Origin of the sequence: uncultured Thiodictyon sp. (genome assembly GCF_903828115.1) — a bacterium.
In the GTDB taxonomy this organism is placed as follows: Bacteria; Pseudomonadota; Gammaproteobacteria; order Chromatiales; family Chromatiaceae; genus Thiodictyon.
In genome coordinates, this window is the sequence record NZ_CAIKKU010000566.1 from 1 (window position 1) to 9,386 (window position 9,386).

Annotated in this window: 13 protein-coding genes; 5 read left to right on the plus strand and 8 right to left on the minus strand. The window is 67.8% G+C overall.

Annotated features, from left to right (window positions below):
• The 5 genes from QZY48_RS21180 to QZY48_RS21200 all read right to left on the minus strand — a co-directional run.
• Positions 1 to 708 (minus strand): polysaccharide deacetylase family protein (locus QZY48_RS21180; RefSeq protein WP_295434891.1); only part of this gene is annotated, 708 nt, incomplete at its 3' end.
• Entirely contained in the window at positions 708 to 1,553 is an 846-nt protein-coding gene (locus QZY48_RS21185) for a GNAT family N-acetyltransferase (protein ID WP_295434894.1), read from the minus strand. The genes QZY48_RS21180 and QZY48_RS21185, both read right to left, overlap by 1 nt.
• A 23-nt stretch (positions 1,554 to 1,576) precedes the next feature.
• Positions 1,577 to 2,053 (minus strand): OsmC family peroxiredoxin, encoded by a 477-nt coding sequence (locus QZY48_RS21190; RefSeq protein WP_295434896.1) that lies wholly within the window; start codon positions 2,051 to 2,053, stop codon positions 1,577 to 1,579.
• 20 nt (positions 2,054 to 2,073) lie between these two features.
• A complete protein-coding gene (locus QZY48_RS21195; protein WP_295434897.1) occupies positions 2,074 to 2,253 on the minus strand; it encodes a hypothetical protein in 180 nt (59 codons plus the stop codon).
• Positions 2,254 to 2,416: 163 nt separating this feature from the next.
• Entirely contained in the window at positions 2,417 to 2,851 is a 435-nt protein-coding gene (locus tag QZY48_RS21200) for a YqaA family protein (protein WP_295434898.1), read from the minus strand.
• Between the two features lie 478 nt (positions 2,852 to 3,329).
• Here QZY48_RS21200 and QZY48_RS21205 point away from each other — a divergent pair, with 478 nt between their 5' ends.
• The 4 genes from QZY48_RS21205 to QZY48_RS21220 are packed head-to-tail and all read left to right on the plus strand — an operon-like array spanning position 3,330 to position 5,444.
• Positions 3,330 to 3,485 carry a tRNA(His) guanylyltransferase Thg1 family protein gene (locus QZY48_RS21205; protein WP_295434899.1) on the plus strand — a complete coding sequence of 52 codons (156 nt, stop codon included), beginning with the start codon at positions 3,330 to 3,332 and terminating at the stop codon, positions 3,483 to 3,485.
• On the plus strand, positions 3,461 to 3,886 hold the full coding sequence (locus QZY48_RS21210; protein WP_295434901.1) for a hypothetical protein: 426 nt from the start codon (positions 3,461 to 3,463) through the stop codon (positions 3,884 to 3,886). The genes QZY48_RS21205 and QZY48_RS21210 overlap by 25 nt, the downstream gene beginning before the upstream one ends.
• Positions 3,887 to 3,927: 41 nt before the next feature.
• Positions 3,928 to 4,203, plus strand: a complete 276-nt coding sequence (locus QZY48_RS21215) for a nucleotidyltransferase domain-containing protein (RefSeq protein ID WP_295434903.1) — start codon at positions 3,928 to 3,930, stop codon at positions 4,201 to 4,203.
• A 23-nt stretch (positions 4,204 to 4,226) separates the two neighbouring features.
• Positions 4,227 to 5,444, plus strand: a complete 1,218-nt coding sequence (locus QZY48_RS21220; RefSeq protein WP_295434905.1) for a hypothetical protein — start codon at positions 4,227 to 4,229, stop codon at positions 5,442 to 5,444.
• Positions 5,445 to 5,939: 495 nt separating this feature from the next.
• Here QZY48_RS21220 and QZY48_RS21225 read toward each other — a convergent pair whose 3' ends face one another.
• The 3 genes from QZY48_RS21225 to QZY48_RS21235 are packed head-to-tail and all read right to left on the minus strand — an operon-like array spanning position 5,940 to position 8,086.
• Complete coding sequence (locus tag QZY48_RS21225; RefSeq protein WP_366929742.1) at positions 5,940 to 6,575, minus strand: carotenoid oxygenase family protein; 636 nt, start codon at positions 6,573 to 6,575, stop codon at positions 5,940 to 5,942.
• Positions 6,464 to 6,997 (minus strand): carotenoid oxygenase family protein, encoded by a 534-nt coding sequence (locus QZY48_RS21230; protein WP_295434907.1) that lies wholly within the window; start codon positions 6,995 to 6,997, stop codon positions 6,464 to 6,466. Before QZY48_RS21230 ends, QZY48_RS21225 begins: the two co-directional genes overlap by 112 nt.
• 48 nt (positions 6,998 to 7,045) lie before the next feature.
• Positions 7,046 to 8,086 carry a DNA-binding protein gene (locus tag QZY48_RS21235; protein ID WP_295434909.1) on the minus strand — a complete coding sequence of 347 codons (1,041 nt, stop codon included), beginning with the start codon at positions 8,084 to 8,086 and terminating at the stop codon, positions 7,046 to 7,048.
• Between the two features lie 310 nt (positions 8,087 to 8,396).
• Between QZY48_RS21235 and QZY48_RS21240 the strand changes: the two genes are divergently transcribed.
• On the plus strand, positions 8,397 to 9,383 hold the full coding sequence (locus tag QZY48_RS21240) for a site-specific integrase (RefSeq protein ID WP_295434911.1): 987 nt from the start codon (positions 8,397 to 8,399) through the stop codon (positions 9,381 to 9,383).
• Positions 9,384 to 9,386: the final 3 nt, after the last annotated feature.

Here is a 9,386-nt window from a genome sequence, read left to right on the forward strand (position 1 = left end):
CAGGTCAAAGCCATCTTTGAGCCGACGCAAGAAGTCGTCCCCGGAGGCAACCCCGTTCGGCAGCAGGTAGCAGGCATCGTTGTTGACCAGCGTGTACGGGACTACCAGGTGTGCGGGCGATCCAGCGAGCCAATAGGGTAGATCGTCGTTATAGGCGTCCGAGCTGTAGAGGAGCCCACCCACCTCACGCAGCAACCGGCGGGTGTTGTGACTGACCCTCCCGGTGTACCAGCCCACGGGGCCTTTGCCACAAAGCCGCTCGATGATCTCGATGGTACGACGGATGTGCTGCCGCTCTTCGTCTTCGGGGATGTCGCGATAGTCCAGCCAGCGGTAGCCATGCCCGGCGACCTCATGCCCGGCCGCACACAGCGCGCGCCCGATCTCAGGGTTGAGTTCCAGCGCCCGACCGACGGCAAAGGCCGTCAGCGGCAGACCACGAGCGCTGAACAGTTCCAGGATGCGCCACACGCCTGCGCGTGATCCGTATTCGTACATGCCCTCGACGCTCAGGTCCCGCTCTCGCAGGCGCGCGGGGCGGCCGGGCAGCTCATGCAGATAGGCTTCGGACTGGGCATCACCATTGAGAATGCTCGACTCGGCGCCTTCCTCGATATTGAGCACGAATTGCACCGCGACGCGCGCATCGTTCGGCCAGCGCGGATGGGGTGGGCAACTGCCGTAACCGACGAGGTCGCGCTCCGCCATCAACCCAGCTCGAAGGTCGTGACGCCGAAGATGCGCTGGTGCGCCAGGTTCGGTGGCGGACCCAGATACATCCGGGCGCAGCCGAAGACCTCGATCATCTGGTGGTGGTGCGCGAGCGCAAGCGCGGCGGGGTTGTTCTGCGGCGTGTCGAGGAACAGCGGGCCGCCGGCGGCGAACACGGCCAGGTGTGCGTAGAGGGCCATCGCTGCTTGGGCGTCGTCAGCGAACAAGGGGCCGATCTTGCAGCCTTCCCGACAGCGGCGAACCACGCCATAACCGCTCAGTTTCCCAGCACGCCGGCAGCCTAAGGCAAGGCCGTCAGCTTGGGCGATCCACCCGCTCAAGAACGCCGGCCGCGGGGCGGGGAAGCAGGTACGGTCGTACGCCAGGAGCTGTTCAAAAGGCACCTCGGCGAGCGGGACAATCGCTTCGTTGCCAGCCACCAGGGTCACTGGAGGGTCCGGAATCTCGGCGCGAAAGCGGATGTCGCGATGAGCGAAGACGAAGCCGCCCTTGGCGTAATAGTCCTGCATGGCGAAGACCCCATCCATGCCGATGCTCGCTCCCGGGCGCAGCCGTGCGAGCAGGCGCTCCCGGCGAGCCTGCCAGATGGCATTGCCGAGACCTCTGCCGCGAAATGCCGGCTGGACGATAAAGAAGCCCATGAAGCCGAATTCGCCGTCGTATGAGGTGATGGCGCCGCCGCCAATCAACCCGCCGTCGAGCTCCGCGGCGATGAAGGCGGCGGGATCGGTGGCCCAGAACAGCTCGGCATCATGCAAGCCGGGATTCCAGCCCTCCTGCGCGGCCCAGTCAACAAGTGCGTCCACCTCGGAACGGGTCATGTTTCGGATCACAAGCCCATGGGTCATAGTGAGGCGCTCGCGCAAATAGCGGTCGTGGGGGTGCAGGCTAATCGGTCTGAATGCGGCTGGCAAGTGCTGGAAATCATGCGGGTGTCGCTGCTGGTCGGGAGTCCGCTCTGGAATCCCACCGGCACCTCCTTTGATAACCCGAGCGTCCCGCGAAAGTCCAGATCGCCTTCGGCCAGCAGTGAGGCGTCTCGCAACGCAATGCCAAGCGCCGTGGCAACCGCGTTCAGGGTCACGCCCGCACAGGCTACCAAGGCCTCGAGCAGCATGTCGCCGGAACAGGCCGCGTGCCCGCTGCCGCCGGTGGCTGGATGCAACCCGGCAATGCGAAGTGCCTGACCCGTATCGATCTTGCAACTGAGGCCTGCGCCGATGCGCCCGTGCGCCCGCAGCGTCATCAGCGCAGCCACGGGGGTGTCGCGATAGCGCTCTTTCAGTGGCGCCTGGATGGATCGCAGATCTTCAGATTTCATGACAGAGCCCCTGGCGATTCCTAAGAGATGGTTGCCGCTCGATACTCGACCGAGCAGCCGTAAGGCCGTGTCACCGGGTCGGTGGTGGCACGGTCGTCGATGCCGCCCATGTAGACCAGGGTCCTGGCCGCATCGATGACCTGGAGAGGCGGGGTCGTCTTGGCCCCGTAGGCGCGGACCAGGGTCCCCGCCGGGTGCACTCCGGGGGATCAAGGGCCGATCGATCCGGAACCTTGGATGCTCCTGTGGTTGGATGTCTACGCCGGGGCTATCTGGGGTCACCGACAGCGCTCTCCAGGGCCTGGCGCACGCTGGATGGGGTCAGAGTCTGGGATTTGCTACCGCGCTTCGGCCGGTCGAGCATTACGCAACAATGCCCAACGTGACGGCGGCGATCACCAGGTAGCGCCCCAACTTCGCCAACGACACGACCAGCACGAAGCGCCACAGCGGTTCGCCCAGCACGCCGGCCATCAGGGTCAGCGGGTCGCCGATGACCGGCATCCAACTGAGCAGCAATGACCACCGACCGTACCGGTGGTAGCCGCGCCGCGCTGCCGCCAACCGCTGCGCGCCCATCGGCAACCAGGTCATAGCGCGCCCCCGCGCGAGCGCGCGCCCGAGCAGCCAGTTCACCACCGAACCCAGTACATTACCGACACTCGCCACCGTCACGAGCGCCCAGGGTGGATGGTCTCGCAGCAGCAGCAGCCCAACCATGACCGCTTCGGATTGCAACGGTAGCAAGGTGGCAGCCCCGAAGGCCGCAAGGAAGAGCCCCACATAAGCCGAGGACATCAGAAGTTGCTTCTCCCTGGGAGGACTTGTGTGAGGATAGGGCATCACCGACCTGGGACCGCGCAAGCACCGTGGGATCATGAACAAGGCGACGCATGTTGACAACCTCTTCGGAGGAGTCCAAAGACAGCATCGTGGCGAAGTTGGTGAAGGAGACCGACATCCCGCGTGACGCCCTCTGCGGCTGGCGCCGTCAGGATGATTTAGCATGAACCCGCGCAAGCGCACGCCCCCACGAGCGGCGCGAAGGCGCGTCTGGCGCCCGCCTGCATGGCCATTGGGGTCTAAATGGGGTGAGCCAGCCGGTCCACCCAAAATTGACAACGGAGGCGCGATGGAAATGGTCCTGTTCTCCGGCATTCAGGCCGCCGGCAAATCCACCTTCTTCAAGGAGCGGTTCGTGGACACCCATCTGCGAATCAACCCCTGTTCGACGTCTGGGGCGCCGACGGGGCCTTCACCATCCGCGAGGCGAACCATGCGTAGCACCGACCTGGAGGCGCGTATGCGCCAGTTCGAGGCGGCCCTGGACCACCCGGTCCCGCCGGGATTCCAGATCGTCGTCCGCCTCGATGGCCGTGGTTTCACCCGCTTGACCAAGGAGGTTTGGTGGACTACTTCCGCTGGCGGATGAACGACGCCGCGCGCTGTTGCCTCAACGGACACGCTTATTGGCTACTGCGCCGCCAAGGCCTGTCGGCCCGCGCCACCGCGCAGCGTCTGTTAGGGATGGCGCGCGCGGACAAACATGAGTTGCTGTTCCAGCACGGGGTCAACTTCGCTGCGCTCCCGACCTGGCAGAAACGCGGCTTCGCCGTCTACTGGGTCGAACGCGAGCGGGTCGGACGCAATCCCCTCACCGGGGAAGTGACCCTGACCACACGGCGGGAACTGCACACCGACGAACAGTTACCGTGGAAGGAGGACTACGAGCGGGCGCTTGGCCGCCTGCTGGCAGGCCACTGCTTTCTCGTGGAGGCGCCGGCGCGCCGCGGCACCGGTGACCGGACCAGTACCGAGACCGCCCGCCCGTAACCGGACCCCGGACCGCGCTTGCACCCGCGTTGAGGGCGACGATGACTGACACGACCAGTGTATCCCCCTCCCCTGCCCCGGACGATCGCCGCGCGGCCATTCTCCAGCGGCTGGCCGCCATCGAGGCCGAACCCTGGAACGGTGCCGGGGTGCGCACCCTGTACGCTGGCGAATCCGGAAGCCGCGCCTGGGGCTTCGCCTCCCGCGACAGCGACTGGGAGGTGCGGTTGGACGCGTTGCTGTGGGACGCGGTGATGGGGAGCGCGACTGACGCGCCTGGCCGCCGATTTGCCCCGGCTGCCACCCCAGGCGCCTGAGCCGCCAGGACCCCGCGCAGTGCATGCGATGGCGCAAGGACCCGCTTTCGTACCTTCGGATAGACTCAAAACTTGCGGATTTCACAATGAAAAGGAATGTAATCGGCCAATGTGCGGCGGCGCTTTTCTGCGCCGGCTTAGCGAGGTTCGTCGGCGCTACCTGTGTTGCTACCGACAACCCCGCGAGCGCCTGCCGCTACCCGGCAGGCGACGCCTGGTGTGTCAGGAACGGCGGCGGTAGCTTATACGCCTACAAAGATGGTTGTGTCGAAGCGCAGGAGCCAACCGAAAGTCACCTGACGACCCGGCCGCCGCCAGCGCGGGTGGCGTGGAAACCCGTTGCCGTCTGGAACTGCGATCAGGCGAAAACGGTCGTCGAGCACCTCGTCTGCGCGGCCCCTGAGGTTCGTGCCCAAGACCTCAGAATGGGGGCTCTCTATGCGCAATTGCAGGCGCGCGGCCGGGCGCCTGAACAGCTGCAAAAGGCTTGGCTGAAGAAACAACGCGAGGCCTGCGACACCGTTGACTGCCTGCGCGCCGTCTACGCCGAGAGGATCGGTCAGTTGGAAGATCTCTTGGCGGCCACCACCGACACGCTCACCCCTGCGGTCTCCCCAGCGCCGACCGTCCCCCCCTCGGCACAGACGATTGCACCGGCAACCGCGCGCCCGCCGGTACCGACGACACCCGCGAACCCAGATGTTGAGGCAGTGCCTGCGGCAACCGGGCAAACCGTCATGCCGGCCGTCGGACCGCCGACCTCCGTACCTGAGTCGACCATACCGCAACTGCCCCCACCGGAGCTGCGCTCACCGGCAATCACGCTACCGTCGGCTGCGTCCCCAACGAGTAAGGGGCATGGCCTCGCGGTTTGGGTGTTCGCGCTGGCCCTCGCACTGGGTTTGTTCGCCTGGCTGAGTCGCGCCCGACCCAGCGGCACCCAGCCCGCCTACGTGCGTCTGCTTGCGCTCGTGCGGGGACTCGGCGGCCAACGCCAACCTCGCGCAAGAACCACAGCGCTGCGCCTGGCTGGCGCGACCCGTGAGCGCCTGAACCAACTGCGCCGTCCTGGTGAGTCGGAGGCAGAGGTCCTTGCGCGGGCGGTCGCGGCCCTGGAGGAGGCGGCGAACCCGACGACTCCCGACACTGTTACGACGCGGCGATTGGACACCCTGGAGACGCGTCTGCAGCGGCTGGAAGGCCCAATGACGGGCGGATCACATCCGGACATCAAGGGTTGAGCCAGCCCTCTTACCCTCGAACGGGGGGCCAACATCTACGGCCCGCTGGAGTTGAGCGCGGGCGGCACGCGCTCCGTCACCAAGTTCGGAACGACCGTCAGCGCGGCGCCCTTCCACGTCGGCGCCGACTACAGCGTGTTCGATCATCTGAAATACCTGGGGGTCAGCACGCAAAGCTTTGAGGTACCAAGACGGGATCACTGGAATTCTCCGCCAACATCACCGCGCAGACGCCTGGTACTCAGGACCGCCGCGTCATCTTCGGCTGCTACGGCCCTGCTGGATCCTACCTCAATGTTGGTGACCCGTGTGACCAGCCGTTCGAGCAGACCCTGCTGCAGGGGCAGCAAGCCGGCGTCGTGCTCAGGTTGCGCGCGGCACCTCCGGCACCGCTGCGCCAGGATGTAGCAACTCGGCTCCCGCCGGGACCATCGGCCCTCACCCGCAAGACGCCGGCAGGCGCTCGGTGCAGTGCCCAGCGCGCCCGAGCAGTGATCAGGACCCACCCAGCCCCGCGGCCTCCACCCAAGTCCCATGAAACCCGGGCGGGATCGCGTGGGGTAAGGGCAGGACCGCCTGGAGACCCAAGTCGGCGCCGCGCAGCATCACCAGGTCCGTGCGGCGGGCCGCCGCCCGGTAGACCAGGGTCAGCACCCAGGCGGCCTCGTCGCTGCCGCGGGGGACCGGGATGGACTCGCCCGGGAGGTCGGGGTGGCACTCTTGGACCACGTCCGCCCCGGTCTGCGTATCCAGTCGCTGGATGCACGTCAAGAAGGGGGCGCGGCCCGATGGTGGGGCACCGAGACCGAAAATGTAGCGCCGCGGCCCATCACCGTCCGGTGCGACCCGCGGCAGCTCAGCGATTCGCGGGCCCAGGGACGGGTGCGGCAGGTCCCGGCCACGGGGTCGATGGTCAGACGCTCGATCTGCGGGGCCAGGATCGGGCAGAACGCCGAAGTTGAACAGTTCGCCGGTGGTCACGTCGCGGCGTGGATGGGCGGAAAAGGGTAGCTCCGGGGTCAACCAGCGGTCGAGGCGCGAAAATGGATTGCGCAGCCTCCCGGCATCGTCATCCGCCCCCAGCGTTGCGAGGGTGCGGGGTCCAACCGGTAGGGCAGCCCGCCGTCCCACAAGGCGAGGAGCTGACCGCCATGCCAGATGACATTGGTGTTGGCGGTATTCTTGAACCGTAGACGCAGGGCATTGGCCAGCACCCCGCCCGGCCGATTGGTGCCGAACCCGCGATACAGCAGGCGGCCGGCCGCTTCTTCCGCAACGAAGTCGGGGGTGCGCACGAAGCGATTGGTATAGCGCACGCGTCCCCCGGCGCAGGCCAGACGCTGGACGTGTCCGTCCCCGTCGAAGGCGTGGCCGTAGGGCAGGCCGCCGCGTTCCAGGCGACCCGGGCCGTTGCGGTACAGGATGCCGTCCAGGTCCGGGGGCACGGCGCCCTGGGTACACACCAGATCGTGGTCGGTATATTCCTCCGCGACGGTACCATTGGCGGCCGCGAGGATCTTGACCATGTCGGCGCTGGAGAGGGTGGCAGTCATTGGATCGGTGGTGCTCCGGGATGGATTGGCGTGCCCTGACCGCGACACTCACGGGGTCGGCGCCGCCCCCGGCACTGGCGCGGTCGTCGGATGGCGTTGTTCGAGCACCGGCCGCAGCAGCTCTTGAAGATCCCGCCGCAGCGCCCGGGCCGCCTCCGCCGAGGCCTCGCGGCCCGCGGCGAGCTGTGCCAGATGGGTCTGACGCTCCTGTTCGAGGTGCGCGCAGCGGGCGCGCAGGGTCGCACACTCGGCGTCGGCCTGGGCCGCGGCGCCGACCGCTTGGTCGCACTCGCGCGTCGCCGTCGCCAGCGCGGTTTGCAGCCCCCGCTGCTGCGCGGCTTGGTCCTCCCCGCGCGCGCGCAGGGCGGCGACGGCGGCTACCTGCTCCTGGAGGTGTCGCTCCAGGTCCGCCCCGCGTTGGCTGGTCCGCGCCAAGTCGGCGCGTTGCGCCGCCTCGGTGTCCCGGACGTGGTCCAACGCCCCCTGGGTCTTGACCAAGGCCCCCTCGGTCGCCTTCAGACGTTGGCGGGTCTCATCGACCTGCTGGAGCCAGGTTGCCTGATCGCCCGCGCGACCGGTGCGCTCCGCCGCAAGTTCGGTCCGTAACGCGGCGACGACCAGGTCAAGTCCCTGCACCTGGTCCCTCAAATCGGCGGCTTCCTGCCGGGTCGCGGCGAGCGCCGCGCTCGCCTCATCCAGGCGCGCCGTCAGTTGGCGGTTCTCGCCCTGGTGCTGGTCGCACTGGGCCAGCACCGCCGTTTGCTCCTCGCGCTGCCGGTCGACCACGGCCGCCAGGTCCGCCATCCGGGTCGCGGCCGCGGCCCGCTCGGTGTCCCACTGCTGCGCACCCTCCTGCAGGGCCAGCGACCACAGCGCCGCGGCGGCGTCCACCACCGCCGCCGGCAGTCGTGGCTCGCCCAGCCGCTCGCCCAGGTCGGCCCAGAACTCATCAAGGGCGCTGAGGATGGTCTGCTGGGCCCCGTGACCGACTGCGGCCCGGACCTTCTCCGCGGTCGGGCGCTCACCGCGGCGCAGGATCGCCAAGGCCGCCGTCTTGGCCGACTCGCGGGTTGTCGTGGTACTGGCCATCTGTCTGCGTACCCTGAAGTCGCTTGCCTAACCACCCAGCGCTGGCGGCGCCCTGCCCTCGTCTGCCCGGCCCTTACGCTGCCTGCTGTGCGCCATGGGTGAAAAACGCTGAAAGTATATTATCTACTTTTCGGCGAAAAACGCTGCTTTTTTGTTGATAGGTTGCGATAACTGCCCTTCTCGTTACCTAACGCCGTTTGGACTACCATGGCGAATGCCGTCGCCTACCCGGCGGCGCCTACACCAACGCGGACCCCAGCCACCCCACGCTGCGCGTCACCCCACCCCCTGACCCTGGAACCGCATCGCTATGGCCGCCAACGCCCCGCCCCTGCCCTGGCCCGTCGATGCGCCGTCCGTCACCGCGGACGCGCTCCTGGGCGACGCGGACCGGGCCTGCCTCACACGCTATTTCGCCGCCCGCCATGCCGCCGCGACGCGCCGCGCCTACCGATCTGACTGGACGCTGTATGCCGCTTGGTGTGACGCCCGCGGCTTGTGCGCCCTGCCCGCCACGCCGCAGACGGTGGCGGCCTACCTCGCCGCGGAGGCCGATCAGGGCCGCAAGGTGAGCACTATCCGCCGCCGGGTGGCCGCGATCCGGCTCGCCCATCGGTTATGCGACTACGCGCCGCCGACCAACGCGGAACTGGTGCGCGGCACCCTGCACGGCATTGCCCGCACCCATGGTGCGGCACCGCAGCAAAAGGCCCCGGCGCTCGCTGAGTTGTTGCGGGCGATGGTCGATACGCTGGACGCTACGACGCACCAGGGACGGCGTGATCGGGCCCTCCTCACGCTCGGGTTTGCTGGCGCGTTGCGCCGGGCGGAACTGGCGGCGTTGCGGGTGGAGGATCTCGAGGAGGTGCCGCGCGGGCTGCGGGTGCATGTGCGTCAGTCAAAAACCGATGCCGAAGGGCTGGGACAGATCGTGCCGGTCATCCGCGGCGAGGCTTACTGTCCGGTGCGGGCGGTGCACGACTGGCTCGCCGGCGCGGCCATCATCCGGGGGCCGGTCTTTCGCCGCATGTACCGCGGCGATGTGGTGTCAGGGGCGTCGCTCAGCGCTCACAGCATCGCGGCCGTCGTCAAGCGCTGCGCGCGCGCCGTCGGCCTCGATCCCGACGACTACGCCGGCCATAGCCTGCGCGCCGGCTTCATGACTTCGGCGGCGCTGGCCACGGCGAGTCTGTTCAAGATGATGGAGGTCTCCCGCCACAAGGACCCGAAAACCGTGATGATCTACGTGCGCCGCAGCGCGGAATTTGAAGACCATGCTGGCGAGGGTCTGCTCTGACGC